This is a genomic window from Natronoglycomyces albus (assembly GCF_016925535.1).
Lineage (GTDB): Bacteria > Actinomycetota > Actinomycetes > Mycobacteriales > Micromonosporaceae > Natronoglycomyces > Natronoglycomyces albus.
In genome coordinates this window covers 1,662,049-1,687,591 of sequence record NZ_CP070496.1, presented here as the reverse complement: position 1 = coordinate 1,687,591, position 25,543 = coordinate 1,662,049, and the positions used below count along the sequence as shown (strand labels likewise).

Here is a 25,543-nt window from a genome sequence, read left to right as displayed (position 1 = left end):
GCCGGTCAGTAAGCAAAGGACAAGACATCTTTTTTCTCCTCTGAGGGCTCGTCGTCGGAGTCGTCCTGATCTGGCATGACGCCGGGAGTCCCGGCCCGGACATACTTGGTGATGAGGGCGATCTCGACGACGGCGAGCGCGCCATAGATGAGCGTCAGGCTGATGAGGGATGTCAAGACTTCCCCGCCGCTCATGTGTGGTGAGACAGCCTGAACCGTGTAGAAGAACACGCCTTCCACACCATCGGGATCGGGGTTGGGCACCACGACAAAGGGTTGACGGCCCATCTCGGTGAAGATCCACCCTGCGGCATTGGCGATGAATGGCAGTGCGATTCCACCGACGGCCGCCCGCATGAGCCAGCGCGACGACGGCAGACGGTCGCCTCGGGTCAGCCACAATGCGGCCAGCGACAACGCGGCCGACATGGCGCCGAAGCCGATCATGACGCGGAAACCCCAGTAGGTCACTGGCAGGTTGGGCACGTAGTCGATGGGTTGTCCGGCCCGGTCGCCCAGCCATTCGTCGTCGGGGTAGGTCGCGCCGTATTCCTCCTGGTAGTACTCCTCCAAGTCACGGATGCCGCGGACTTCGGATTCGAAGTCGCCTTCGGCCAGGAAGGACAGCAGGCCGGGCACGGTGATGGAGGTGATGTCTTCGCAGTCTTCGACTTGGATTTCTCCGATGGCGAAGATGGAGAAGCTGGCGGGTTGTTCGGTCTCACATAGAGCCTCGGCGGCGGCCATTTTCATTGGCTGTTGTTCGAACATGAGTTTGGCCTGCACGTCTCCGGTGAAAACCAGTCCGATGAAGGCGGCCAGGGAGACCCAGGCGCCGGCTTTGAGCGATTTACGCCATACGGCTCGGTCGACGTCATCGTCGAGGCGCATCCGGTGGTGGCGGTGCAGGTGGTACCAGGAGATACCGACGAGGAAGGCCCCGGCTACGGCGAAGGAGCCGAAGATGGCATGGGGAAAGGCCGCCAGGGTCGTGCTGTTGGTCAGCACCGCGCCCACGTCGTTGAGCACCGGGCGGCCATCGACGAATTCGATACCCACCGGGTGCTGCATCCAGGAATTGGCCGCGATGATGAAGTAGGCCGAGACGATGGCGCCGATGGCGGCCGCCCAGATGGTGGCCAGGTGGACGCGTTTGGGCAGGCGACCCCAGCCGAAGATCCATAGCCCCAGGAAGGTCGATTCCAGGAAGAACGCCAGCAGGGCCTCTAGTGCTAGGAGGGACCCGAAGACGTCACCGACGAAGCGGCTGTATTCGCTCCATGAGAGCCCGAATTGGAACTCTTGCACCAGGCCGGTGGCTATACCGAGGATCACGTTGATGAGGAACAACTTGCCCCAGAACTTGGTCATGCGCAGGTAGACCTCGTTGCCGGTGCGGTGCCACAGGGTCTGCATGATGGCCACGGTGAGACCGAGGCCGATCGTCAGCGGGACCATGAGGAAGTGGTAGACGGTGGTGATGCCGAACTGCCACCGGGCCAGCGTGACCGGGTCGAGCGCGGTGAGGTCGAATTCCATCGGCCAGTCCTCACGTTGACGGGTCGGAAACTACATCCCGAACTTTTCTACGCATCGTAGAATTTGTTTCTACGCGACGTAGAATAGCAACCCTAGCCCCACTCTTCCACAAGCGGTAGAATATGGTGACGGAACCGACCCGACACGAATGAGGTGACACGTGGCAACCCTGGGCGAACTCGAACGCGCCGTCATGGACGTGCTGTGGAACGACCCCACCCCCCGCACCGCCTCACAATTGCGCTCAGCCCTAGGCGACCGAGAGCTGGCCGCCACCACAGTCCACACCGTCCTCAGCCGCCTCGAAACCAAAGGCTTCGTGCGCCGGGAAGGCGAGGGGCGCGGCAAACGGTACATAGCCGCCTCCACCCGAGAAGAACACGTCGCCGCGCTCATGCACGAAGTGCTCGACCAAGCACCCGACCGGGAAGCCGTCTTGGCCCGCTTCGTCGGAGGTTCCCGCGACGACGCGGGCCTGCGCACCCTCCTCCAGCGCGTGCTCGGCAAACGCCCGGATGACCGCACATGATTATCACTGGGCTCGGGCTGACGGCACTCGCCATCGCACTGGCCTGGCCCGTGCCACGAGTCCTCGCCCGAGCCCGCTGGCCCCAGCGCGACCCGATCGCCGCCATCATTGTGTGGCAGGCCATCGGCTTGGCGGGCGGACTATCACTCATCGGCGCACCCTTGATCTACGCGCTCTCCCCGCTGGACCATCATTTGCCCTCGTCCCTAGCCGCCTTTGCCCGGCAGACCCTAGCTGGGGAACCCTTCGCGCACCTGACCGCGCCGCATATCGCGGCGCTGGCAATCGCGGCCGCCCTCAGCGCGCAGCTGACTATCGCTCTGGCCATCAGCGCGCTCCGCACCAGGCGGCAACGCCAACAGCACCGCGACTCGGTGGCGCTCTTGGCGCGCGACGACCCCGATCGACCCGAAACCATCGTCATCGACCACGACCGGCCCGCCGCCTACTGCGTCCCTGGATCACCGCCGCTCCTCGTGGTCACCAGCGGTATGCGTGACACGTTCGCCAAGGGCGAATTGGATGCGGTCATCGCCCATGAGTACGCCCACCTGAACTATCGGCACGACATACTGGCGTTGCCGTTCATGGCCTGGAACCAGGCACTACCGTGGATTCCCAGCACGGCAGTAGCCCGGTCCTCAGTGTCCCAACTCATCGAGATGATGGCTGACGACCGCGCCAGTCGCACCTGCGATGCCGATACCCTCGCGCACGCGATTTCTCTCGCCGCCGGTTCCCACAGCGGCCCCGAGCACAACGAAGCAACGCGAGTCGCCCGACTCACCGACCCGTTGCCACCGCTGTCCATGCCAGGGCGCGCCCTCGCCTTGATGGCGGCCATCGCCCTCGTGGCCGTCCCCACTGTGGCCCTGGCAATCGTCTAACGGGCACATCGCAACGACTCAGGTGTGGGCAGCGGCCCCATCGAGCACCTCGGTCGCAGCGCGGAAACCCGCCGGGCGACCCGAACCGATTGCCTCATTCAGTACCGAGGGACCTGCTGAGGGCACCTCACCGAGCGCTCGCCAGCCACCCGCAGGTTGGGCAGGTAAGCGAGATGAGGGGAATCCCGAAGGTGCCGTTTGCGGCTAATGAGACGAGATCAAGCCGGTCTCTTGAGCAATATGGACGGCGCGGGAACGGCTGTCGACCTCAAGTTTGCGGAAAATATGCGTGAGATGACTTTTGATAGTGGCTTCGGTAACGAAGAGCGAACGCGCTATCTCCTGGTTCGAAGCGCCGGTGGCAAGTAGCTTCAGGACATCGAGCTCACGTTCGGTCAGACGTGGCACAGGCTTGCGAATGCCCCGAACCACTCGGGTGGCAAGCTCCCCAGGAAGGTACATTCCTCCGTTGGCCGCCGTACGGATGGCTTCGATGATCGTCTCCGGCGGTACTTCCTTGAGCAAATACCCGGCCGCACCCGCCTCCATCGCGCTCAGGATCTCGGCGTCCCGGTCGAATGTGGTCAAGATGAGGACCGCTGGCGCGAACGCAGCGGCACGCAAAGCCGCCGTCGTCGCCACCCCATCGAGTCCCTCCCCCAGGCGCAAGTCACACAACACGACGTCTGGTTGCAAATGGCTGGCTAGAGCTATGGCCTCTTCTCCCGTAGCGGCCTCGCCAACCACCGTGATCCCCTCATGGGCATCGATGACAGCGCGCAGCCCAGTTCGGACGACTGGGTGGTCATCGACGAGCAGCACCCTCGCGATCATTTACATCTCCTCCGTCACCGTGTAAAGAGGAAGAAAGGCCGAGAGCGCGGTTCCCTCTCCAGGCGTGCTTTCAACCTCAAGCCCACCAGCGAGCTCACGCAAACGCGACCGCATGAAATGCAGCCCATAGCTAGATTCGGAAACCGAGGCCGACGAATCCCACCTTCGCACATCGAAACCTCGCCCATCGTCAATGATGTCAAGCCGCACCACGTCCTCGGCATCGATGAGGCTCACCACGACCCGGTTCGCCCCGGCATGTTGACGAACATTAGCTAGAGCCGATTGAGCGGTACGCAATAGGGCCGCTTCCGTCACCGTCGGCAACACAGGAAGAGACTCATCGACGTGGAGCTTCGTGGCAACACCGGTCTGGTCTTGAAAACGGGTGAGCATGCGCTCCAATGCTGTGGCCAGTGCGTTATCTTCTAGCTCAGCGGGAGCCAAAGCGTCCACAATGCGTCTGATATCGGCCAAACTATCCTGAGCCAGTGCCTCGACCTGCCGAAAAGCGTGAACAGCGACCTGATCGTGGCTAGCGTCGGCCCTAGCATGAGCCAGCAGCCGAATCGAGGACAGTCCTTGCGCGACCGTGTCGTGGATATCGCGCGCCAGTCGGGTACGTTCGGCGATCGCGCCCGAATGGCGCTGCGCACGGGCGAGTTCATCGTGAAGATCGGCCATCTCCCGTTGTGCCGCAATCAACGAGGACACCAGCCGTTCCCGCTCCCGAGCGTCCCGAACCAGTTCAAGGTATCCGCGCGAAATCCCCAGGGCGAAGACGCCGCCGATCAACGGCCCAATGATGTTCGCATAGGTGGTGGTTCCCTCATGCGCGACCGGGGCCACCGCGACGACCAGGAAGACGGCGAAAGACAAACCTACCGACCACCAACGCGGCAGCATTTGGCCAGCAAGCAGCCATATGAGGAACGCCAGCCACACAAACTCCGGCGACACCGCTACCGCTGCCACCCACACCAGCGCCAGCCCCGTGATCCACCAGGCGGGCCGCGCCAGTTGCGACCCAACCATCCCCGAGGCGTACCACACGAAGACGACCAGGCCCGCCGTCAACGCCGCGGCAACCGGAGTGCCCTCGAAGATCGCGCGCCCGATACCTATCAGAGTCAACACCACCGCAATGAGGTGCTGCCCGATCAGCATCGCCCGCACCGCCAGTTCGGGCCGTGCCCGGTCGGGAGACGTCTCCTCATCGGTGGAACCTTGCGACTGATTCAAACGCATGCGTTGATTCTCCGTCTTTGAGCGGGAAGGCTGCTGGGAACGTGCAGATTCCACCGACTTCTGCCCAGGCCCCACCTGTGGAGGACAGACAGCTACGTGCCTCAGCTTCTGGCATTCCTTGGCCACCAGATCCGGCTTTCGAGAACCCCGAAGAGAGACGGCACGATCACGGTACGAACGAGCAGCGCATCCACCACAATGCCCACTCCGACGATCACACCCAATTGGCCAAGCGCCACCAGGGGCAAAACTCCCAGCGCGGCGAACACCGCGGCAAGAACCACCCCGGCGCTGGTGATCACAGCACCGGTGCGAGAGACCGCCCGCACCATCGCCTCGGGCGTGCCATGTGGTCGCGTCTCGGCGCGGGCACGCTGCACGAGAAAAATCGTGTAGTCGATTCCCAGGGCCACCAAGAACAGGAACGCCAACAACGGCACTTGCGGGTCCAGCGCCTGCTGGTCGAAAACAATGCGGCTCAACCATGCTCCCGCCCCCATCGCGGCCACCGCGCTAGCCAGGTTGATCAGAGTCAACAGCGCCGCGGCCACCACTGACCGGAACAGTACTAGCAGAAATACACAGATCATTCCCAAGATCAGAGGCGCGATCAGCAGCAAGTCCCGCTGGTTTCCTGCCCGAGCGTCAAGTTCTGTGGGCTCCGCCCCGCCCAGGAGCGCCTCGGCATCGGGCACCGCATGAGTAACGGAGCGCAGATGTGAGACCAGGTCCAGGCTCTGGGCAGTGCCCGGCGAATATTCACCGGTCACCATGATTTTGGACAGCGTGCCATCGTCGGTCTGGCCCACCTCCATCGCGCGCACGACCCCGTCGACGTCTGCGACAACCTCCAAGACGTCGCCGGTAGCCGCGCTATTGGTCACGATGAACATCGGCTGTGATTCGCCGGCTGGGAAGTGGGCCGATAGCGCCTCTAGACCAGCGGCCGACTCTGATTGCACCCGGAACTTTTCCATTTGATCGAGTCCGATCGAGGTGCCGAAAAGGCCCGAGGCCATGATTGCCAGCACGGCCAGACCGGACCCCAAGCTTGCCGCAGGTCGGCGCATGACCGCTGTGGCCATGGCGCGCCACATCTTCCCGTATTGGGCCTCATCGCCAGACTTCGGGATGAACGGCCAAAACGCTCCTCGACCGCAGAGGGACAACAGCGGAGGCAACACGAAGAGAACGGCGGCCAAGGCAATCAGAAGACCCACGGAGGCCGACAGGCCCAGACCTCGAGTACCGGGGATGACCGCCAGCGCGAGGGTCAACAACGCTAGGACAACAGTGAGATTCGCCGCGATTATCGTCGGGGCGGTGGCGTGCCAGGCAACACGCAACGCCTGACGGTGGTCGTCGTAGACGGATAGTTCCTCGCGATATCGAGATATGAGAAGCAAGGCGTAGTTCGTGCCCGCCCCGAATACGAGCACGCTAATGATCCCGGCATCAAATTGCAGATCGAACGCGGCTCCAAGCGCACCGGTCACCGCGCCGGCCAGCTGTTCGGCGATCCCTATGACGACCAACGGAATAACCCACAGGATCGGGGATCGATACGTCGCTATCAGCAGCAACGCCACGATAAGGATGGTGACTGCCAATAGGGTGGCATCGGCGTTGTCGAATGCCGATGTGACGTCGGCCCCAAATGCGGGGCCGCCGGTCACTTGGAGGTCCAGTCCCTCGGGGTCATGAGCGGCTATCGTGCCGCGAAGCTCCTCGATCGTGTTGGCGGTTTCCGCGTTGTCCTCCCCCACCACTATCGGGGTGACGATCACCGCCACAGCCGCGTCGTCGCTGATTCTGGGGCCGGTGGACGGTGTGCCTGTGTGTTGTTCCAGCACCGGCACCAGCCCTTGTAGAGCTTCGATATCGGATGGCGTCAATGCTTCAGGGCCGGGTTTGGTGGCGACTATGAGGACCGGCTGTTCATCGCTGTCGGGGAATTGGCCCAGCAGTTCATCGACACGGGCGGACTCTGAATCGCTGGGGGCCGTCGCGTGGCCGGTTGGGCCTTGGGCGGGGGCGAATACCCCGAACAGCACTAGAAATGCCAGCGTTGCCATGCCCAGGGCGATCCAAGCTCCGCGAGGCGATGTGAGGTGATGAGCGAATACCGTTCGCACACGTGAGTAGGCCATGCCTCAACCTCACCAGGGCTTTCACGTTCGGGCATCGCCAGCAAGATTGAAGCCATTGTCCATCAAAAGTGGGAGATCGCGTGGTGCAGACTGTGGTCTCTTGCATTGCCGGGGCGTCTGTTCACAGTGATGCCTCACGGCGTCACAAGTTGGCTGTCGGGCTTCGTGCTGTGACGGAATCGCCATACGACAACGAAGACGACAGCGATTGCTCCTAGGTAGACCAACAGTCCAATCTGCGGATACTGATTCACGCTCAGCGCGTACCCCAGCCAGTTACCAATGATGGCGGCAAGCGCGTTCATTGAGAATGACCAGCTCATAATGGCGGTAAATCGGCTTCCTCTGAATGATTGCTGGCGCAGGGTGGTGATGAGGACTGTGCTGCATCGGGTGGCTAGCCCAATGAGGAAGACGTAGCTCAGGCCGCAGATCCAATTGGCCGGTGCCGCCAGGAAGGTAACACCAAGCACTGCGGCGGCGAGGATGACCAAGCATGTTCCGAAGACGAGAATGAGGGCGTCTTCGGTGGACATGAGTCGGCGTAGTAGGGGTGCCAGGAAGGGGCCGATGGTCGCGCCAATTCCAAAGAGGCCGATGACCAAGCCAAGAGCGGTGGCGGTGGGCCAGCCGGTGTTATGCGCTATCCACAAGTAGACGAACATTCCACCTATGGACCCTCCGATTTGGGTGATGAAGGCTATGGCCGGAGAGGCGGGTCCGGTCAGGGTGAGGTCGCGCAGGAAGTCGCCGAGGGTGGATTTCTTGCCCAAGGGGCCGAAGTCGTCGATGTCTTGGTCAGCCACTGGTGCGGTGACTACCGTGCGAGAGGCAACGAGCCGGAATAGACAACCAGTGGCGGACAAGAGGGCATTGGCGGCTATCAGCCAGGTGAGTGAGTATCCAGCCACGACGCTGCCCATAGGCATCGCTAGGACCAACCCAATGGCGGCAAGGACGGCGTAAATGGTGGAGTTGAAGGCCAAAGCTTGCTGGGGATTGAGTTGAGCTAGCTGTTGTCCATAAAATTCTTCGACGACATCGCCAACGACAGGGAAGAAAACGGCCATAAGCAAGTAGGTGACGAGGATGGGGATCGTGTGTTGAGGAAGGAGGAACAGCGCGGCTAGGGCGATACCGGAAATGGCGCATTCGGTGACTTCCGACCAGACGAGGACTCGGGCAGGGTTATAGCGACTCAGTATCTTCGCGGTAATCGGGGCGGCGAAGGCGATAGCGTAGCCGAAGGTGGCAAGGATCGCGATCCAGATAACGGGGAGAGTTCCATTGGCCACAGAGCCGTGGGAGCCACCTTGAACAATGCGGGTACCGATGATGGAAATACAAAGACCGGCGACCATCCACCGCCTGGCTCGATTAATCGTCGCTATAGAAGCGGCAGGGCCGGGGTTGGCTACTGTAGCCACGTGATTGTCTTCTTTCGGAGGGCGGAGTCTCCATGGCTCCTTGGACACTCAACAACGTCGGTAGGAAGGTGCGCAAACGCTGGAAAGGTATGGACCAGACTGTTACCCATCCCATCACGCAAGATCGATTTGGCGACTTTCAATTCTCCCTCGAGGTCTCTGGGCACTCACGGCGGTCTGGTAGTCGAGCGACACTTGCCTACCTCGAAACCGTCGGCGACCACGTGGACAACACCGACCGCTGGCCGATAGATGAGAATCGAAGACCTCCACGTCCGTGGATCACAGTCCGAGCCACGCCCGTTCGTGCCGGTCGGACCCTCGTCGAGGACGGTCCGCTGAGCCAGAACTCCGAGCCCAAGGAGAGCTTCGCGTTGAGAGGAGCGGTCTTAGCGGTCGGTAGAGCAGCAGACATAGCTGCGTACAAGCCGGACAAAGGCTTTGGGCATTCGATAGCCTCAGGTCGCTAAAAACCTACCGGACACCCCAAATGAAACACTGCTCAGGCTGGTCGCTGGCGTCCAAGCCATCCTGTGGCTTGGTATCCGTTGAAACGCTATACGAACACGCTGTCGTGGTGATGTCGGCTTTCTGACAGCCGCGTGCAGACCCGAGCCTTTACGGTTTGGGGACAACAGCATCGGTCGTGAATGTGAGTCGCGCTTATCCACCACAGGACGCCGTCAGGGCGGAGCCAAGATGAGCGCGGAATAGCCTGCGGGAAGCTGGCTGTCCCGCGAAGTGATATGGGCCGTGTTCATACCGCCTCGGCGCTTGGCGCTGATCACAGATTTCGAGGTGCCCGACACCATGTACGCCCCACCCCGACCGCCCTGGTACACGAACACCAAGATAGCCCTGCCGATCTGCCTGGTAGCCGTAGTCGCGGTAGCGTTCGCCCTTTTGGTGGTGGTCTTCAAGTTCGACAACGCACCCACCGGCACGCTCCACACCGACCCGGCCACTCACTTTGACAACGTTCCGGCTATTGACCTGAGCTACACCTACATCGCTCCTGACGGTACCGAGTCAGCCGGCCAGTTGACGATCACGGAGGAGGGGTATGCGACTGGTTCAGTCATTGACCAGTTCGCCGGAGTCGCGACCGTACACACCACGCCTGAAGGGTCAGCGGTGTGGGCTGATGAGGACTGGTGGTCCCGCCGCGCGCCCTCCTATGCTAGCCAGGTCAAGAATCAATGGATTCAGCTCGACCCCGGAACGGCACTACCCATCGATCTGGCCGCTGAGTTCAACCCGTCCTCGTTGCCCGAAGTTATCCGTACTATCAACGACGATGGAGTCTTGGACCCTGACCTCACCTCATACCAAGGAATCCCAGCGGTCGCCTTGAACTTGCAGGACTGGACACTCATACGTTCCAGCAGCGCCCCGATCGAGGTGATGGCGCTGTTCGGTCCGATCGACACTGACCTGTTCCAATTCCAGACAGCCTCCGCGCACACCACAGACGTACCAGCCGTTCAGGTGCCCTGGGACGGACATCAAGCCGAGATCGAAATCGAACTGACGCAAGCCGCTGGTGGTACGGCCTTGGGCACGATAGCGATCGCGCCACATCCCGCGTCCCCCGAAACTGCGAAGGCCACAAAGGATGCCTCGACCGATACTCTCAACGGGCACAACACCGATCCTGACGCCACGAACACACCCGTCGAGACTCAACCGCCACCGCCGTTGAGCGACTTCCCACTCGTCGCGCCCGAACTCATCGCCACGATCAACGCCAAAGACTGTTTCACGGACACCTGTACCTGGACGGCCACCATTCGAAACATCGGAAACGGTCCCGGCGAGGCTTCCGTCACCGCAAGCGCCACCCCCGGCATGAGTGCGGTCACCGAGTCGTTGGGCATCATCCAACCTGGCGGGGAAGCTTCGACGTCGATTATGAGCTTCACCAACCCGGCTCCGAAACCGGCCCCCGGCCAGACCACCAGCATCACCATCAATTACACCGTGGTCACCTACGCGCCGCAAATCGGCGGTTCCAACGCACCCCGCTACCGCGATCTGGTAGACCGACTCGGCGGCTACCAAGCCCAACCCGCCCTCGACCGCGTCCTGCGGCCTTTGGCCATGCCGGCAAAAGACATCGCTGTCGAAGCGATGCACAGTATGCTCGACGATGACGTGTCCGTTGACGACGTCCTCGACGCCATAGTCCAAGCCACGCAAGCCAACCCGGCCCAAGCTAAATACGCCGACACCCCACTCTTGCGCCGCCTTACTGACGCTGGTGACCGCTTCACCTCATGGGCGGTCCTCGCCGAACACCTGAGCAGCCCCGACCCGACCCGGTACGCCGCATACGTGCCCGGCCTTCAATCCGCTGCCACCGAGCTGGGCAACGCGGCCGCCCCTACCGTCGGCCTCACCTATCTTCCCAGCGACGAGATCGCTTCGCTGGACGCGGTGATTATCAGCGACTACCCGGACACCGAGGCGATGCACTGCACCGGCGTGATCGTCGTACCGGGTACGGACCTGGCCACCAGCATCAATCAAGCGGTCACCAACGCGAACCAACAAGCCGAGAACTGCACCGTGCACGCCCGCCTGGTCATCCCTGACACGAACCGTGATCTGTGGGCAGCGGGACGGCCCGAAATGCAAACGCGCCTGCAACCTGCGGTCAGTATCCTCTGCGAAAGCGGCGAGCCCGCATTCGAGAACCTCACAGTCATCACCGGTGCCGGAAACTACACCTGGACTCTCACATCACTATGCACCAGCACCACATCGCTCACCGAACAGCAGAAGGTTGAACGGCTCAACAGTCTAAATCTCCCCGATTCAGTCATAAAAGAGCTCGTCGCCGATCAGCACATTACCGTCGGCACCAACAATGAGATCACCGCGATCAACTGGCGCAACCCTGCACGCGCCTGCAGGCCCGCCTACACCAATGGCGGCGCGAGCCATGAGCCCACCAGCGGCAACCGCGACTATTACCTAGATGGGTACAAGGCCGTCTTCTCCGCGGGCTATCTGTGTAAGCCGTTGCGGGATGGCGGCAAAGCCGATTACAACCCACTATGGAACTGGCCCAAACCAAAGAATCCCCTAGCCTCTGAAGGAGGCTTTTCAGTGTTCCAACGGTGCCACCTCGTTGCCCGCCAACTCGGAGGGGCTGGAACTGACCCCGGCAATCTGGTCACCTGCTTCTGGCGAACCAATCTGATCATGAAGGAAATCGAGTCGCCAACGAAGAGGCGGGTTACCCAAGGAGAGCACATCTTCTATTTCTCGATGCCCCAGTACAACGGCATCAATGGCGAACTCAGCGGTATCAGAGTCATCGCGATCGGCAACCAAGGATTTTTTCGCGACGAATGCTATACAAACGAATTCTACGATCCCACGTCGGTACCTGACGCATCATGCTGACCATTGAGGCCAGCATCCCCTCAATAGCAAAGAGCTCCGCAGACTTTCCCCAAAACTCGATGAGCTGGAGTTTTTCCCGGCCGAAAGGCAAGACTGATTAAATGTGGGGCCGTCCCCAATGGGGAAAGGGCAGGGCCGGGCCAAGCACAGCGGTGGAAGCGAGTAACGACCCCACACTTGGAAGTCTGGCGTTCAGTTCGCAAAGGCAACGACACGCAGACTCGCAAGAGCCGTCGCACAATCCTACCTGACTTTGTCATCGAGACGTTCTGGGGACACAAAGAAAACCAACGAAAGTGGCGGCACGAGCACGGAAGTAACTCCGAGCACATCACCTACGTCTTTGGCACCCGCTACGACACGGTCCAGCAAGCTCAAGTCGTCCGAAAGACATTCAGATCCGTCGTACCGAAGGCCAAGATCCTGGATAGCTGACACCACGCTAGCTACGCCACTCATTCGTGTCGCTCATGTCCGATTCCACAGCGACCGAGGAACTCATAGCTGACTTGGTCGGCCACGCTGGCACAAGCACCACCCGGACGGCCTATCGGCATCAACTACGTCCCGTGATCACCAGCGGCGCCGAGCTCCTGGACCAAACGTTGAGCAGGAACTTCCTAAACGACGTTTGAGCCGACATCGGCCCCCTTTTTGGCTCCCCTGGTTCCCAATATCCGAAAATTCGCCCATTCCCGGAGCAATAAAGGCAAAGAAAAAGGCCCTGGTGACAGGGCCTTTGTTGTGCACCTAATCGGGGGTCTTTCGAGGCCGGACCCGTCGGCGCAGCGTCTCCTCCTAGACCAGATCTAGGTTGTAGAGACCACATGCACACCGTAGTGACTCGTTCTGAAGCCCGTTACGCCGCAACGAGATCCAGGCACCGCAATCATCATTTTCACACCTGAACAGGCTCAGGTACTCCTTCCAGATGTTGACTACTGGCTGAAAGTCCTCCTTGGAGAAGTTGGCCCAGTCATTGAAGTGAACCGCAACGTTGAGGGGCCAGTTCTCGTCTTCCAACTTTGGGGCAAACGTCATTCGGTCCGACTCGAGTCGACTGATGAGCGTCAGCTGCACCGAGTCTTGGCGACCGGTGAAGATTTTATTAGCATCCTTCAGGAGCTTCTTGTGCTGGCTGAGGACCGAGTTCTTAAAGTCACCAAGCTCATATCGTCCGTCGCTCCTGTACTTCACTGATCCGCCGAGCAGGCCGGTGAGTTCTGACAGGATGGCCTCAAGGTTTCGCCGGAGGCGCGCGGCAGCGGCAGAGACGTCATCAATGCTCAAGTCGGTGTCAATCTTATCCCAGAAATCGACCCCAGACTCGTAGATTGGTCCGTCCTCAACCTTCCATCCGTAGAACCGAGCCTCGTTTCTCGGAGGAACAAGACCACTGCCCTTGATTTGACGAGCCCAGACTTCATCATGAGTCGTGATGACGAACTGAACGTCCGAGAACTCTTTTTGCAAAAGGTGGCAGAACTGCTTTCGATGATGTGCGTCGACCGACATCACTACGTCATCTAGGACAGCCATACGGAAGTTCGACCCATACAGTTTTTTCATAAGTGCGAGATATAGGCAAACCCCCATCCCGTCTTGATGGCCCTCACTATGATAAGCGGCAGGAGGATACTCGCCTTGACTATAGAAGTCGACGGACAAATCGAGTTTCCCCCCGTCTGATACTAGCTTCGCCTGGAACCCAGATTCATCCTCCTGATTGACGATGCTGTAGTATCGGCCAAAATCTTGGCTGACAGATTCGAACAGTTCGTCAAGAAGCTGATCTGCCACAGCACAATAGTTGGAGTATATAAGCGCTCCAATTGATTCTGCCTGTGTTGCAATTTCTAGGTTAGATTTAGCGTCTTGAAGAACCGACCAACGCTCTTGCGCGATGGCGAGAGCCCTGGTCGCTTTCTGAGGTGCATCCAGGTTAGGAAGACTTTGAAGTTTCTGAACGAGTTGCCTGACCTTCTCAGTGAGACTATCCGGAGGCTTGACAGGGTCATCTGGCAGATCAAGAAGCTTCATGTGATGCTCAATTGACAACTTAAGCCATGTGTCAAGCTCCTGCAACTCGTCGTTCCATGATCGAAGCAAATCCATAAACCCATCAGGTCCAAACGAGTTCGCATGAGACATGACACGCGAAAGCCTATCTCTGAGCCCTCGTACATGCCTACTTAGTTCCTGGGCCAGCCCTTCTATCTTGATACGAGTTTTCTCTGCTTCTTCAGAACGGGCATGCTTCTGGTTCAGATGATCCAGCAAAGTTTCAGTATCTTGCCATTCGGAATCACACAGCGGACAGAACGCATCCGTTATCATGCTAAGGCCACTTGTGACGAGAGCTCGCTGCTTCCACAGTTGAGACAGCGATGGATCAGTCGATAGCAACTTGAGGTGTTCTGAGAGATTACTCAAGCATTCGACGCGACTGGACCTATCAGTGATGTAGCTTTGGAGTTCACTTACCTCACGCAGCGCAGCGTCTTTGTCAAAAAGCGGAGCGGTCGGGCCTCTATCGGTGCCGTCGCTGATATCAATTTCTGCGGCAAGCGTATCGATCTTCGGCAAGGCAAGGGTCTGTCTGTGTACGTTGACAGCGGCGCATATTTCCACTGGCTCCACGCTGCTGAGGCCTAGACGAGTCTTTAGTTCTTGCTCGGCCGTTGCAACTCCTTGGTGGGCTCGTTTGGCGGCGTCTGCAAGCTTGCCCTCGGTAGCCTTGAGTAGGCTACGGACCTTGCGCACTTTCTCAAGCTTCAATAGATCCTGAATAGAATCAGCACGTTCCGTAGGGCGAGCAACAATGTACTTGATGATCTCGCGACGAGAAAGTGTGATCTGGCGATTAAGTTGCGCCGAGGCGATGGCATTCCTTACTTCAGGGATATCTGGATCGAGTGAGAACTGACTAGGTGTCTTCAGGTTGCGGCTGATAGTGGCAGTCTTCCGGCTCACGGGTTCAAGAACTTTGAGTCTGACCTGTGCGGCGGCTGGGTCGTTACGATGCAAGACATGGGGGCCATATTCTTTGAGATTAATTGCCCCGTATCCCTCACCCTTCAGTCTCGAGACTTCACCCGTGAGTGCAAAGTCAATCGCGTCAACGATCCCGCTCTTACCTGAACCGTTAGGTCCCCAAACTACGAACGATTTGCTTTTGAGTTTAAGTTCTAGATCGCGAATCCCGCGGAACTCTCGAATTGATACTTCTTCAACTTGAATCATTTCGTCCCCAAGTCAATTGCAGCAGTGATAGAGTCAGCTAGCGAATCAGGTTTGGGCAATTGCGAGAATCCTAGTGATTCTTGAAGCATTGTCGCGATTTTGTGATCGATATTTTCGGTCTCGATCAGCTTTTTGATGAATTTTCCAATGACTTCATTTTCGATATCGTTTGACATGAATTGACCTCTACACGCGATGTGTATTTAACGGCTACTCGCAGGGAGCGGGCCAGCATGAACGGCCTGTTGAGCCGTAGATGAATTGGCGCTGCAGATCACGCAGCATGCGATGGGAAGCTACTCTAACGCATAACAGGTAGGCGTGCATCACATCGCCGATTGGCAAGCGATCGCTACTCAAAAGTAACCACGAACGAGTGAATACAATTTCCTCAGAGGGCCTATTAACTACTCCCGAGCCTCAGATTTCGGTGGCGACTGTCATAAGTCACAAGTAGCAACTATCCCACCTACAAAATAACACAATATCGCCATTTGCACCGAATTTTGCCGCGCAGACTCCCCAGACGCCAAGGCACTCCCAGGGTCGGCCACGTGTCGTCTATGCCACGCTCGGACGGAACTTCACACTTTGGGTGAATCCTCCTGGAAGAGCTCAAGATACCCGCTGAACGACGAAATCAGGCTGTCAAAACCCAACCGCCCCTTCTGAGCGGTCGCCTCTGACGGGAACCCCATGATTCCACTGCTGGTGTACCCCGTCATGCCGAGCACCTGGAGGTTCAGCCGTTCCGGTGCGCTGAAGCCTGCGTCGCGGTAGCTGGGCTTGACCATCTCGGGGTGCTCAGACAGCAAGATGGAGGCCTCTAGCTCTCTCCCATGCATGTCAGCGCTGTGGTCAGACTTAATCTTGGCGGCGTCGCGGGCCGCTTCCCAGTCGCCGCGACGCGCGGTATAGCCCCATCGAGCGTGAGCCGTCCGCGTTGACTTCCTACACGTCGTTATGGAAAACGTAGTTGCCGCCGTGGGCATTGACCAGAATCAGGCGATCGATGCCCGAGCGGGCGAGCGACTGACGTAGGCTTTACCCGCGAGATTTCCGATGCCAACCAGGCGATCATCGACTCAGAACGCAGTGTGGCACATCTTGAAAACACGCTCTACCGTGCGCTGGAGATCGCCAAGGACTGCGGCAGAGCCTACTGTGAGGCTGCCCCCCACCCATCCGGCGCGTGCTGAATCAAGGCCTAATTCACCCAGCTCTACATTGGCAAAGACGGCAGCGTGGACAGTTTCGAGATGACCGAGCCGTTCGCCACACGGCTTGACCCGGAACTGCTCGATGAACTAGCGGCCGAGGCACAGCACACCCAAACCAATGCAACGGACACCCCCGCAACCGAGGACACAGGCCGCTCCAATGAGGCGACAGCAACCGTACTACCACCGCCGCGAATGTTCGTCTGTGAAGAACGGGCAAAAATGAATCGACCGGACGTTTATTACGTCCGGTCGATTTCAAACACCATACGTTTGGTGCGCGAGGGGGGACTTGAACCCCCACGTCCGTTAATAGGACACTAGCACCTCAAGCTAGCGCGTCTGCCATTCCGCCACTCGCGCGCAGACTGTCGAAATGTAGTTTAGAGCGTTGAAAATCGGCGTTGACACCGGCCCCAAACCGAGTATTTCGACTTGTGTTGCCTGGTAGGGCAACGATCAGAAACTTTACACTAGCTGAGGCAAACCACCGAATGCGGGCTGGCAGTTTCACTCGCCGCCAGCTGCTCGGTACCCTCTAGACATGGACGTGATTGCGCCTCAGTTGCCCCAATCCGCCCTGGAGCATTGGCAACTTGGGCCTGTCTCGCAGGTCAAAAGGGTACCGACCGGGCTGTTGAACAAGAGCTGGCGAGTTGAGGCCGCCTCAGGCACCTATCTCCTGAAACTATTCAAAGACGTGACTGGGCCCACGCTGCAGTTTCAGTTTCGAGTGCTCCACACACTCGGCAGCGCGGGTGTGCCCGTCGTCCTCCCGATCCCCAGTATCGGCCGCACCCCGACCATTATTTTGGACGGCCACGAGCTCGGCGTCTTCCCCTGGGTCGCCGGCCGACACCGGTCGGGCCTGGCGATGTCGCACTCGGCGTGCCGCCACCTGGGTGCGGTCATCGGCCAGATGCACCGCGCCCTACACATGTCGGTCCCCCCGTCGACACCTTTGCAGGAGAAACCCCAGCAAACCAATGAGCAGGCGCTACGTCGCGTCGATGAGCTCTTGGAGCTGGTCTCGGCTGGCCGTGGTGACGAAACCGGCTTCGAACGCATGGCCGAGCAGACCCTTCGCCTCAAGCGCGGCTGGCTGGTGCGGCTAGCAGATCGCCGCCCGCCCGACACCCCCAGCGCGGTCACCGGATACATCCACGGTGACCTCCACCCGCACAACGTGATGCACGGCCCCGACGACTCCGTGGTGGCTCTTTTGGACTGGGACCGGCTAACAGTCGGTTCCTATGCCAAAGAAATGGTGCGTTCGGCGATCTTCTATTTCACCTACGGTGACGAACGAGGCCTCGATGTCGGTCGCATCGCCGCCTACGCGGCCGGATACCGGTCGGTGTTCGACATCGGCGACGCCGAAATTGCCCTTGCCTCCCACCAACTGTGGTGGGACCGCATGACAGACAACTGGGTCATCGAATGGCACTACTTGCGCCACAACGCCTCATGCGATCATCTACTGCCCGGACAAACCGCCCTTATCAAATGGTGGACCCTACACTTTGCCCAAGTCGACCACGCCTTGCGAAACATCGGTTGATCACACCTCGCGCGAAGAATTATCCCAGCTCAGCCCATTGGCGCACCCGCTGAGAGACTCTATCTCGGATGACACCGACGGTCCCTTGTGTCACAATCGTTCCCATGACTTCGCTACCCCTCCTCAACCTCGACGGCAGCCCATACCGGCAAGGTCTACAACACGGCGAACGCCTAGCCGAAGAGATCGCGGCCAATATCGCACTGTACCGCAACCGCATGATCACCGCTGGTTTGACTGAAGCTCAGTTGACCGAGCGCGCCCAAGTGTTCCTGCGCCGGTTCACCCACTACGACGCCAGCTACCGAGCATCCATGGATGGCATCGCCGCCGGAAGCAAGCAGTCAATCCTCGACATCACCCTCGTCAACGCCCGCTACGAGCTGCTTTACAGCGCCTGGAGCGAATTCGGCCACCCGGCCGTCCAATACATGAAGTCGCACCAACCCGACCTGGGCGAATGCACTTCCTTTGGCGGTGCCGCCACAACATTCTCTGACGTGGATGTCCGCATTGGACAAAACTGGGATTGGTTCCTCGGCGCCCACTGCGCGCTCCTACGCTGGCGCAAAGACAACCTCACCGTCCTGGGATTCACCGAAGCTGGCATCGTCGGCCCCAAGCTTGGTATGAACAGCGCCGGAATCGGGCTGGGCCTCAATGGGCTCGGTTGTTCGGCCGACTCCTGGCAGGAGGAGTCAGTGCCGGTACACCTGCGCACCTGGCGCATACTGCGCTCTACGAAGCCAGGCGAGGCCATCGGGCACGCGACCACCCCACGCCCGACCGTCTCGTCCAACTTCTTCATTGGCTCCACCGACGGAACCGTCGCCACCGTCGAAGCTTCGCCGCGCGGTTGCCGTGTCATCTATCAAGACGGCACCACTCCCCTAGTGCACGCCAACCACTTCCTCCACCCCGAAGGGCTCGGGGTGGACCAATCCTGGCTTAAGGACACCGCCGGATCGACATTCCACCGACAAAAGCGGCTCCAAGCCCTGTTGGAGGAGACCTCACCGGTGACATTGGAGAAATTGCAGGCCTCCCTACGCGACCACGACGGAGAGGCACTGTCGGTGTGCCGCCACCCCGAGCAGGCCTTGCCCGAGGAATTCCGCACCCACACGGCTTTCTCCGCGATTTTGGACCTCAGCGCGGGCCGGTTCCACTACACGTACGGACCGCCTTGTGAGAGCCAATACCAGATCCTCGAGGTCTAAGCGCCGACGGCGAACCACCACAACGTTAGGACCGGGCCGGTTGAGTCAGCTCCCAGCAGGCCACGGCGGTCGCGGCCGCCACGTTGAGGGAGTCCACATTCGCGAACATCGGAATGGCCACTGTGGCCTCGCATGCCTCCAGCGCGGATTCGCTGAGGCCGGGCCCCTCGGCTCCAAACAGGAGCGCTGGCCGTTGCCGGTGGGCAGAGCCCACCTCGGCCAGCGATAGTGCGTTCTTGGTAGGGCTCAAGCCCAGCAACGTGTAGCCATGCGCTCGAACCTGTGCCAGACCCTCGATCCACGGGTCGAGGTAGGCGTAGGGCAAGGCGAAGACTTCCCCCATGCTCACCCGCACACTGCGCCGGTACAACGGGTCGGCACAGTCCGGTGACAGCATCAGCGCGTCGAAACCCAATCCGGCCGCGACTCGAAAAATCGCGCCAATGTTGGTGTGGTTGTTGATGCCCTCCAACAACACGATGCGCTGTGAGGAGGCCAGCAGTTCGTTGGCCTCGGGGAGGTTTCGGCGGTGGAATGAGGCCAGCACGCCTCGGTGAACGTGGTAGCCGGTCGTCTCTTCGAGGACGTCGGGAGTGGCTGTGTAGCATGGCGCGTTTTCGGCCAATGAGGCGAAGGCCTCCACGCGCTTGGTGGCCAAGAGTAGTGAACGCATCGCGTACCCGGAGCGGAGGGCCCGTCGAATCGCCAGCTCTCCCTCGGCGATGAACAGCCCGGCCGGAGGCTCGAACTTGGTACGTAGTTCCAGGTCAGTCAATGCCCGGTAGTCCCTCAGGCGCGCATCGTGTGCGTCAGTGATGGGGATAGGGTTCGTCGCTTCGTCCACGGATCAATTGTGGTGTACTTCCAAAAAGCGCTCGCGGCGGCCACCATTTACAGGTGGCCGCCGCGAGCGCTGTGATACGGCTTCTGTAGCTAAGCCCTTTCGTCGTTAACCTCTTCGAGGACCTCGGATACTTCGCCGACGGTCTTCTTCGCCGCCTCCAAAGCCTCCTGCACCGAAGGGTTGGTCGTCACGGAAGGAATCTCGTCGATGTCGATGTCGATCTCTTCCTCCTCGTTCTCCGGCTTCACATTGCCAAAGGCGTCGCCCAGCGCACCAAGGGACTTGGTGAGTTCAGCCGGGATGACCCACAACTTGTTCGAGTCGCCGCTGGCGATCTGAGGCAGCGTCTGCAAGTACTGGTAGGCGAGCAACCGGTTGGTTGGCTTCGCCTTGTGAATAGCGGTGAACACCGTCTGGATGGCTTGAGCTTGACCTTCGGCCCGCAGCATTTCGGCGTCGCGGTCACCTTTGGCTCGCAAGACGGCTGACTGCTGAGCACCCTCGGCGTTGAGAACTTCGGAGCTCTTGGCACCCTCGGCGGTCAAAATCGCGGCGCGGCGGTCCCGCTCAGCGCGCATCTGCTTTTCCATCGCATCGCGAATGCTGGGCGGTGGGTCAATCGAACGCAACTCCACGCGCGTCACTTTGAGTCCCCACTTGCCTGTGGCCTTGTCGAGTTCAACGGCCAACTTGCTGTTGATCTCTTCGCGGCTGGTCAGGGTCTTTTCCAAGTCCATCGAACCGACGACGTTACGCAGGGTCGTCGTCGTCAGCTGTTCGACACCCACCAGGTAATCGTCAATGTTGTATACGGCGGACGTGGGGTTGGTGATGACGTAATACAGAACCGAGTCGATCGACACCACCAGGTTGTCTGAGGTGATCACCGGCTGAGGAGGGAAACTCACGACGCGTTCACGCAGGTCAACCCGGGCACGCACAGAGTCAACCATGGGAATTAGCAGACGTGGTCCCGGTTCCAGGGTGCGACGGTACTTACCAAGTCGTTCAATGACGTAGTTCCACTGTTGCGGGACAATGCGTATCGCACGAAATAGCAGGATGATCATAAAGACCACCAGCGCTATGAGCAATACGCCCCCGATTTCGCTACCTTCCACAGTTAATCTTGCCTCCAGACAATCACGGTTGCTCCTCTGATTTCTACCACGGTGACCTGTTCTCCCGGCTCCAACGTTTGCGAGTCGTCGAGCAAATGGGCAGTCCATTGATCACCCTCTAGTTCTACAACACCACCGCCAACATCAACTTGTTCCAGCACGAGCGCGTTCTTGCCTTCGAGTGCCTTGATGCCGTAACTGGAGTCTTTGGTTCGGTCCAAGAGCAGCTTGCGCAAGAACGGCCGGACGAAAACCAACGATAGGCCGGTTCCCGCCACAAAGACCACGCCTTGGGCTAGCGGCGGCAACCCCACTAGCGCGGCGAGGCCGGCCAGAAGCGCGCCACCTGCCACCATGCTCAAAACAAACGTGAGCATGAACAGTTCGGCGACTCCCAGAGCCACAGCGAGCAGAATCCAAAATAGTACGTCCACGTCTCTAAGCTTGTCAGAATAAGCTGACACTGGCTACCTGCGGGTTGATTCAAGCTGGGGCGATGCCGATTCGTTAGGTTCACGCCACTGCGCGCAGTGAGCCTAGGGGCTTTCCATCGCGGCTGCGCACGCGGCGATGAGAGCCTGCCGCGCCGCGCCGTGCAGCGCGGTGAGCGCCTCGTGCCGAGTATGCGAAACATCCGCTGTCGCAGAGGCCGCCAGTGGCCCTTGTCGCTGGTCGAGGACGGTGTGGTCAAGCAGGGTCAGGATTGCCAGCGCCCGAGCGAAGAGGCGACGGCTGCGCGGGCCAAACCCGGGTGGAAGTGCCTCGTCTTCAATGTTGGGGACTACCTCGGCGGCGGGTGCGGGGAGCGCTTCGAGCATGGCGAGGCTGGTGTTGGTGGCTTCGGTTAGCACAACGTCGGCTTCGCCGAGGCTCAACGGCCGGGGCTCGGCGGGGGTGTCCAGGGGAAGCGGGAAGTATTGCCAGGTGCGCATCGTCCACTGGTCTCCGGACCCGGATCGGTGGGTCTGGTCGCATCGGGTGAGGGCGAGTCGCCCGGCGAGGACGGCGAAGCCGGCGGCTAGGGCTGGCCCGCGCAGGTCTGGGGCTACTCCGAGGCCGCGAATGTCGCCGGGGACGGGCAGCAGGAGCCGGATGTGGGCCGGTTGCGTCTGGGTTGCCGGTGCCTCGTGTAGGAGATTGGCTAGGTCGGTCCAGGGCTGTTGTTGTCCTGCCGCGTTGAGGAGGATGTCGCGTTGCGGGGTGAGGCCAGGTGTCTGGCTGGTGCCGACGACAGCGTCGAGGGCTTGGTCGAGCGAGACTAGGCCGCTGTGCCAGGAACGGAGCCATACGGCGAGGTAGGCGCCGTCTCGGCGGGGGCTACCGGCGGATCGAGGAGTAGCCACGGGCCGGGCAGGAGCCTTCGACGAGTGGGTCACAGGTGGGTAGTCCGCTGAGTCGGCGCGGAGGTTTGCCTTGGGTGCGTTCGAGGACTAGTTCGCGCAGGAGGGCGACTAGGTGCTGGTCGACATCTGGGGTGGGGACTCTGGTGAGACCTACGCCGTGCTTTTCGGCGGTTTCCTTCGCCTCGTTGTCGAGGTCCCACAGCACTTCGATGTGGTCGGAGAGGAACCCGATGGGACAGACGACGACGTGCTCGTAGCCTTGGGCGGCGAGGTCGGCGATGTGGTCGTTGATGTCGGGTTCTAGCCAGGGGACGGTTGGGGGTCCCGAGCGGGATTGCCACACCAGGTCCCAGCCGTCCTCCCAGCCCGCGCTTTCGGCGACGAGCTGGGAGGCGAGGCGGTGTTGTTCTGAGTAGCGGCCGCCGATGGGTCCGGATGTGTCTTCCATCCGGTTGGGGATCGAATGCGACGTGAAGACAAGCCGTGTCTTCTGGCCTGCGGCGACTTCGGCCAAACTTGTGCGTAGTTTGTCGGCGAAGGAATCGATGAACCGTGGGTGATCGAAGAAGTGTCGAACCTTTTCGATATTGGGGGCGTCCTCGCCGATGGCCGCGCGGGCGGCCCCGATGTCTTCGATGTACTGCGCACAGGAGGAATAGGATCCGAACGCGCTGGTGGCGATGGCGATGGCGTTGCGGACCCCGTCGGCGTGCATGTCGGAGACGGCGTCGACGAGCATCGGTGGCCAGTTGCGGTTACCCCAGTAGATCGGGAGGCCAATGCCGTGAGCGGAGAAGTCTTCCCGCATGGCGGCCAGCAGCCGGCGGCACCAGTCGTTCATCGGGGAGACCCCGCCGAAGTGTTGGTAGTGCTCGGCTACGGCGCTGAGTCGTTCGTCTGGAATGCCCCGTCCGCGCGTGACATTGCGCAGGAACGGCAGGACATCATCGGGCCCCTCGGGGCCGCCGAATGACACCAGCAGGATCGCGTCGTAGGTCACCTGTCGCGCCTCCATCTTTCTGTAACTGGGAACCGAGGGGCCGTAACTACTCTACGTCGGTGGCGGCTTGGACACCGACCGCGTGGAATCCGCCGTCCACATGCAGCATTTCGCCAGTGGTGGCGGGGAACCAGTCGCTCAGGAGCATGACGCAGGCTTTGGCGACGGGTTCAGAGTCCTGCACGTCCCAGCCCAACGGCGCGCGCCCGGCCCAGGCTTCCTCGAATTGGTTGAATCCGGGAATGGACTTGGCGGCCATGGTGCGCACGGGGCCTGCGGCGACCAGGTTGGTGCGGATGCCCTTGGGTCCCAGGTCGCGGGCGAGGTAACGGTTGGTGGCTTCGAGCCCTGCTTTGGCTACGCCCATCCAGTCGTATACGGGCCAGGCTTGGGTGGCGTCGAAGTCGAGGCCGACGATGGAGCCGCCCTCTTCCATCAGCGGCAGGCAGGCCACGGCGAGGGACTTGTAGGAGAACGCTGAGATGTGGACGGCGGTGGCGACGTCTTCCCAGGTGGTGTTGAGGAATTCACCGCCCAAAGCTGCGGGCGGGGCGTAGGCGATGGAGTGCAGTACGCCGTCGATGCCGTCGACGTGTTCGCGGACTTTCTCGGCTAGCCCGGCCAGCTGTTCGGGGTCGGTGACGTCGAGCTCGATGACGGGCGCGGGCTCGGGCAGGCGTTTGGCGATGCGCTCCACGAGCGACATGCGGCCGAAACCGGTGAGCACGATTTGCGCTCCCTGTTCCTGGGCCATCTTGGCCACTCCGAAGGCGAGGGATTTATCGGTCAGCAGACCGGTGATGAGCAAACGCTTTCCCGCAAGAAGTCCAGACATGATGTCCTCTCAAGTAACCGAAGTATCCGGTAACGAATCAAGTATTGGGGTCGATGTCGACCGGCTCGCATCGACGGGGGTTTAACAGTGGCGGCGACGACTCCAGTGAGGCTTTCGTTCGGTCCCGACGTCGCCACCAACTCGGTGGATATACCGCGTGTGTTTGGGGCTAGTGGCCCATCCCTAGGCCTCCATCGACGGGAATGACCGCTCCAGAGATGTAACCGGAAGCATCGGAGGCCAACCAGGTGACGGCATCGGCGACTTCCTCAGGCTGGGCGAACCGGGCCAGCGGCACGGCCTTTTCATACTCGCCGCGGGTCTTTTCGGGAAGTTCGGCGGTCATGTCGGTTTCGACGAAACCGGGGGCAACCACGTTGGCGGTGATGTTGCGTTTGCCGATTTCGCGGGTGAGCGAGCGAGCCAAGCCGACCAAGCCCGCCTTTGAAGCGGCATAGTTTGTCTGGCCGGGGTTGCCGTACAGGCCGGTTACCGAGGAAATGAAGATCATCCGGCCGAACTTGGCGCGAACCATTTTCGGGGTGGCGCGCTTGGCGCAACGCCAGGCACCGCCAAGGTTAGCGTCGATGACACGCTCGAACTGCTCTTCCTTCATGCGCATGATGAGGGTGTCGTCGGTGATTCCGGCATTGGCGACAAGCACCTCGACCGGGCCAAGTTCTTCTTCGACCTTAGTGAAGGCCGCGTCGATGGCATCGGAGTCGGTGACGTCGCATTCGACACCGAAGAGCCCTTCGGGCGCCCCTGAGCCCCGGTGGGTGACGGCGACGCGGTCGCCATTCTTCGCGAAGGCTTGGGCGATGGCCAGGCCGATCCCCCGGTTACCTCCGGTGACCAATACCGTTCGCGCCATTGTTGGAACTCCCTTACGTTCATTGTTGAATGCGGCTGAATCGTATCTGTCTAGGGCCACTTCTTCACACCCACCCACGCCTACCGGCCAGTAGATCGCACCGTGCCGCTATTTCCGGAACGTCGCGCTGATTCCACAATCGCCCACTGCCTGATATGGGCAATGTTTGCTGTCGGTTCAATGAATATGGCAGCCCCCGACACTGTTGATGCCCGGTGGTGGCACCCACTCTGGGTGCGTATGCGGCAGATGACGTGC

21 protein-coding genes and 1 tRNA gene are annotated in these 25,543 nt (G+C 60.4%); 6 read left to right on the top strand and 16 right to left on the bottom strand.

Annotation, left to right across the window (positions count from 1 at the left end; translation table 11 throughout):
• Nucleotides 1-5: 5 nt before the first annotated feature.
• Complete coding sequence (locus JQS30_RS07200; RefSeq protein ID WP_213172682.1) at nt 6-1,538, bottom strand: cytochrome ubiquinol oxidase subunit I; 1,533 nt, start codon at nt 1,536-1,538, stop codon at nt 6-8.
• A 160-nt stretch (nt 1,539-1,698) separates the two neighbouring features.
• Between JQS30_RS07200 and JQS30_RS07195 the strand changes: the two genes are divergently transcribed.
• Nucleotides 1,699-2,067, top strand: coding sequence for a BlaI/MecI/CopY family transcriptional regulator (locus JQS30_RS07195; RefSeq protein WP_213172681.1), 369 nt, complete (start codon nt 1,699-1,701; stop codon nt 2,065-2,067).
• The gene (locus JQS30_RS07190; RefSeq protein WP_213172680.1) at nt 2,064-2,954 is read left to right on the top strand and encodes a M56 family metallopeptidase; all 891 of its coding nucleotides are present in this window, start codon (nt 2,064-2,066) and stop codon (nt 2,952-2,954) included. The genes JQS30_RS07195 and JQS30_RS07190 overlap by 4 nt, the downstream gene beginning before the upstream one ends.
• A 204-nt stretch (nt 2,955-3,158) precedes the next feature.
• Here JQS30_RS07190 and JQS30_RS07185 read toward each other — a convergent pair whose 3' ends face one another.
• The 4 genes from JQS30_RS07185 to JQS30_RS07170 form a co-directional block, all read right to left on the bottom strand.
• On the bottom strand, nt 3,159-3,788 hold the full coding sequence (locus JQS30_RS07185) for a response regulator (protein WP_246498104.1): 630 nt from the start codon (nt 3,786-3,788) through the stop codon (nt 3,159-3,161).
• On the bottom strand, nt 3,789-5,036 hold the full coding sequence (locus JQS30_RS07180; protein WP_246498103.1) for a sensor histidine kinase: 1,248 nt from the start codon (nt 5,034-5,036) through the stop codon (nt 3,789-3,791). It lies immediately after the preceding gene.
• Between the two features lie 101 nt (nt 5,037-5,137).
• Complete coding sequence (locus JQS30_RS07175; protein ID WP_213172679.1) at nt 5,138-7,186, bottom strand: MMPL family transporter; 2,049 nt, start codon at nt 7,184-7,186, stop codon at nt 5,138-5,140.
• A 134-nt stretch (nt 7,187-7,320) separates the two neighbouring features.
• A complete protein-coding gene (locus JQS30_RS07170; protein ID WP_213172678.1) occupies nt 7,321-8,613 on the bottom strand; it encodes an MFS transporter in 1,293 nt (430 codons plus the stop codon).
• An 810-nt stretch (nt 8,614-9,423) separates the two neighbouring features.
• On the opposite strand from JQS30_RS07170, the gene JQS30_RS07165 reads away from it, so the two are divergent.
• A complete protein-coding gene (locus tag JQS30_RS07165; protein WP_213172677.1) occupies nt 9,424-12,024 on the top strand; it encodes a DNA/RNA non-specific endonuclease in 2,601 nt (866 codons plus the stop codon).
• Between the two features lie 177 nt (nt 12,025-12,201).
• Nucleotides 12,202-12,459: a hypothetical protein gene (locus JQS30_RS07160; protein WP_213172676.1), complete on the top strand. Its 258-nt coding sequence runs from the start codon at nt 12,202-12,204 to the stop codon at nt 12,457-12,459.
• Nucleotides 12,460-12,822: 363 nt separating this feature from the next.
• On the opposite strand, the gene JQS30_RS07155 is transcribed toward JQS30_RS07160, so the two are convergent.
• From JQS30_RS07155 to JQS30_RS07140, 4 genes are all read right to left on the bottom strand, one after another.
• Entirely contained in the window at nt 12,823-15,267 is a 2,445-nt protein-coding gene (locus JQS30_RS07155; protein ID WP_213172675.1) for an AAA family ATPase, read from the bottom strand.
• Nucleotides 15,264-15,443: a hypothetical protein gene (locus JQS30_RS07150; protein WP_213172674.1), complete on the bottom strand. Its 180-nt coding sequence runs from the start codon at nt 15,441-15,443 to the stop codon at nt 15,264-15,266. Before JQS30_RS07150 ends, JQS30_RS07155 begins: the two co-directional genes overlap by 4 nt.
• 408 nt (nt 15,444-15,851) lie before the next feature.
• Complete coding sequence (locus tag JQS30_RS17820; protein ID WP_213172673.1) at nt 15,852-16,259, bottom strand: creatininase family protein; 408 nt, start codon at nt 16,257-16,259, stop codon at nt 15,852-15,854.
• A gap of 502 nt (nt 16,260-16,761) precedes the next feature.
• Nucleotides 16,762-16,850 (bottom strand) — tRNA-Leu (locus JQS30_RS07140).
• A gap of 181 nt (nt 16,851-17,031) precedes the next feature.
• Between JQS30_RS07140 and JQS30_RS07135 the strand changes: the two genes are divergently transcribed.
• Both JQS30_RS07135 and JQS30_RS07130 read left to right on the top strand, forming a co-directional pair.
• Entirely contained in the window at nt 17,032-18,048 is a 1,017-nt protein-coding gene (locus tag JQS30_RS07135) for a phosphotransferase enzyme family protein (protein WP_213172672.1), read from the top strand.
• Nucleotides 18,049-18,152: 104 nt separating this feature from the next.
• A complete protein-coding gene (locus tag JQS30_RS07130; protein ID WP_213172671.1) occupies nt 18,153-19,268 on the top strand; it encodes a C45 family autoproteolytic acyltransferase/hydrolase in 1,116 nt (371 codons plus the stop codon).
• A gap of 25 nt (nt 19,269-19,293) precedes the next feature.
• On the opposite strand, the gene JQS30_RS07125 is transcribed toward JQS30_RS07130, so the two are convergent.
• From JQS30_RS07125 to fabG, 7 genes are all read right to left on the bottom strand, one after another.
• On the bottom strand, nt 19,294-20,112 hold the full coding sequence (locus JQS30_RS07125) for a TrmH family RNA methyltransferase (protein WP_213172670.1): 819 nt from the start codon (nt 20,110-20,112) through the stop codon (nt 19,294-19,296).
• Nucleotides 20,113-20,201: 89 nt separating this feature from the next.
• On the bottom strand, nt 20,202-21,233 hold the full coding sequence (locus JQS30_RS07120; RefSeq protein ID WP_246498101.1) for an SPFH domain-containing protein: 1,032 nt from the start codon (nt 21,231-21,233) through the stop codon (nt 20,202-20,204).
• Between the two features lie 2 nt (nt 21,234-21,235).
• Nucleotides 21,236-21,667 (bottom strand): NfeD family protein, encoded by a 432-nt coding sequence (locus JQS30_RS07115; RefSeq protein ID WP_213172668.1) that lies wholly within the window; start codon nt 21,665-21,667, stop codon nt 21,236-21,238.
• Between the two features lie 102 nt (nt 21,668-21,769).
• Nucleotides 21,770-22,576 carry a hypothetical protein gene (locus JQS30_RS07110; protein ID WP_213172667.1) on the bottom strand — a complete coding sequence of 269 codons (807 nt, stop codon included), beginning with the start codon at nt 22,574-22,576 and terminating at the stop codon, nt 21,770-21,772.
• Entirely contained in the window at nt 22,551-23,576 is a 1,026-nt protein-coding gene (locus JQS30_RS07105; RefSeq protein WP_213172666.1) for a ferrochelatase, read from the bottom strand. The genes JQS30_RS07110 and JQS30_RS07105 overlap by 26 nt, the downstream gene beginning before the upstream one ends.
• 46 nt (nt 23,577-23,622) lie before the next feature.
• Nucleotides 23,623-24,411, bottom strand: coding sequence for an enoyl-ACP reductase FabI (gene fabI / locus JQS30_RS07100; RefSeq protein ID WP_213172665.1), 789 nt, complete (start codon nt 24,409-24,411; stop codon nt 23,623-23,625).
• A 169-nt stretch (nt 24,412-24,580) separates the two neighbouring features.
• Complete coding sequence (gene fabG, locus JQS30_RS07095; protein WP_213172664.1) at nt 24,581-25,285, bottom strand: beta-ketoacyl-ACP reductase; 705 nt, start codon at nt 25,283-25,285, stop codon at nt 24,581-24,583.
• Between the last annotated feature and the right edge of the window lie 258 nt (nt 25,286-25,543).

Coding starts and splice junctions, on each gene's coding strand:
- JQS30_RS07200 (WP_213172682.1), bottom strand. CDS start 1,538: ATGGAATTCGACCTCACCGCGCTCGACCCGGTCACGCTGGCCCGGTGG.
- JQS30_RS07190 (WP_213172680.1), top strand. CDS start 2,064: ATGATTATCACTGGGCTCGGGCTGACGGCACTCGCCATCGCACTGGCC.
- JQS30_RS07185 (WP_246498104.1), bottom strand. CDS start 3,788: ATGATCGCGAGGGTGCTGCTCGTCGATGACCACCCAGTCGTCCGAACT.
- JQS30_RS07180 (WP_246498103.1), bottom strand. CDS start 5,036: ATGCGTTTGAATCAGTCGCAAGGTTCCACCGATGAGGAGACGTCTCCC.
- JQS30_RS07175 (WP_213172679.1), bottom strand. CDS start 7,186: ATGGCCTACTCACGTGTGCGAACGGTATTCGCTCATCACCTCACATCG.
- JQS30_RS07165 (WP_213172677.1), top strand. CDS start 9,424: ATGTACGCCCCACCCCGACCGCCCTGGTACACGAACACCAAGATAGCC.
- JQS30_RS07155 (WP_213172675.1), bottom strand. CDS start 15,267: ATGATTCAAGTTGAAGAAGTATCAATTCGAGAGTTCCGCGGGATTCGC.
- JQS30_RS07150 (WP_213172674.1), bottom strand. CDS start 15,443: ATGTCAAACGATATCGAAAATGAAGTCATTGGAAAATTCATCAAAAAG.
- JQS30_RS17820 (WP_213172673.1), bottom strand. CDS start 16,259: ATGCCCACGGCGGCAACTACGTTTTCCATAACGACGTGTAGGAAGTCA.
- JQS30_RS07135 (WP_213172672.1), top strand. CDS start 17,032: ATGGACGTGATTGCGCCTCAGTTGCCCCAATCCGCCCTGGAGCATTGG.
- JQS30_RS07130 (WP_213172671.1), top strand. CDS start 18,153: ATGACTTCGCTACCCCTCCTCAACCTCGACGGCAGCCCATACCGGCAA.
- fabI (WP_213172665.1), bottom strand. CDS start 24,411: ATGTCTGGACTTCTTGCGGGAAAGCGTTTGCTCATCACCGGTCTGCTG.
- fabG (WP_213172664.1), bottom strand. CDS start 25,285: ATGGCGCGAACGGTATTGGTCACCGGAGGTAACCGGGGGATCGGCCTG.